1 protein-coding gene is annotated in these 1580 nt (G+C 47.0%); it reads right to left on the bottom strand.

Annotation, left to right across the window (positions count from 1 at the left end; translation table 11 throughout):
* Positions 1-1580, bottom strand: a 1580-nt coding sequence (locus EPO18_RS14570; protein ID WP_292434425.1) for an ATP-binding cassette domain-containing protein, incomplete at both ends; no start/stop codon positions are given.

Raw genomic sequence — 1580 nt, forward strand, 5'->3', positions numbered from 1 at the left:
AAGCGAGCAAAATATGTTTGCGAAACCTAAGAAATAAATTCCCAAAAAATTTTGCCTCGTTACGTGCATTAACATCGAAGCTCGGACTCGGCCTAAATACGTAAACTTCACTTTTTTCGGCGTTTGACTCGAAAATAGTTTCTCTGCCGATGCCGCCATCAAAGCAGCGTAGCCGTCCATCAGGCAATTTTTCCAAAATAACCTTGGCTGAGCTTTTCGTAGGAACGAGCAAACAAGGCATCAGTCTATGATCAATGCTCGCCAGGCTGCTAACAAAACACCGCGGCATTAGCCCCAGATGTTCCATAGTTGAACAAAGCCCAGACAAATCAAGATGATGCTCGGCATGAGGTAGAGACTGTATTAATTCTTTTTCATTCTCTTGCCAGCCAATTGCATTCAATAGCGGCAACAGACAGTTAGAAATATCCGATTCTTCATCAAAATGGCTACGTATCAGTTTTGCGTAGTCAGTTATGTGGGGAGGCCTTTCCGAATAAGTTACCCCAACGCTCTTTTCACTGGGATAGGCAGGTTGATAGGTCTTAGCGGCTACATCCACAATCCGCCCATTAGCCATATTCAATACTCGATCCGCCAAAACAAACCAGGACGGACGAGGCGTTATTAAAACGATTGAACAAACCCCCTTTAGCTGCGAAATATACTTCAGCAAGCGCTTATCGCCTGCCATGTCGAGCGCTAAGTTGGCCTCATCAAACAGAATGACACTAGGCTTATGCGCCAATACGCGCACAACCGAAATCATTTGCCGCACCCCGGACGGCAATGCTTCAGTATTGCCTTCACCTAAAGGCGTGTCATAACCCAGTTTCATGCTGGATACCACTTCATTCAAACCCAATTGACCGGCTATATCCAACGCGGCTTGATTCAGGCTTTTGTTAAACATTGTCATGTTTTCCAAAATGGTGCCGGTCACCAATGCACCTTTTTGTGGCAGCAAGGCAATTTCTCTTTGTACACTATCGGAAGAAAACTCAGTTATGCTGCGACCATCAATCAGAACATCCCCTTCATTTGCTGCTATTGCTCCACCTATAACGGATAAAAGGCTGCTTTTACCGCTTCCGCTTTCTCCCTGAATCAGGATGCATTCGCCCGCTTGAATGTTAAAAGAAATATCGTTAAGGATAGTCTCCCCATTTCCACCCTCAAGTTGCACATGCTTGATTTCAATACTTTGCCGGACCTGCGGCAGCTCAGGTTTATCGTGGTCTTCATCAAAGGGCATATCGTTCAGTTCTTGCAGGCGTTTCTGTGCAGTAACAAAGCTCTGATAACGCATCCAAACCGTTAGGCCACGACGCAATGGTTGCAATGAACGCACCGAAAGCATCATGCAAGCCGCCAACCCGCCCGGCGTCATTTGTCCAGAAAGCACACCCACTGCACTGGCAAAAACAATGCTGACCGTCATCAATTGTACAAAGCTTGTACCCAAGGTTGAAGCTATGGCACTGCTAGTGGACATGCTTTCATTCATCTCGGCGGTACTGGCGGTGAGCCGTTCGTGGCGACGCTCCATTTGGGCTTCCAGCGCCATGGCCTTGACTGAA

This window comes from Methylobacter sp., from assembly GCF_004322395.1.
GTDB lineage: Bacteria > Pseudomonadota > Gammaproteobacteria > Methylococcales > Methylomonadaceae > Methylobacter_A.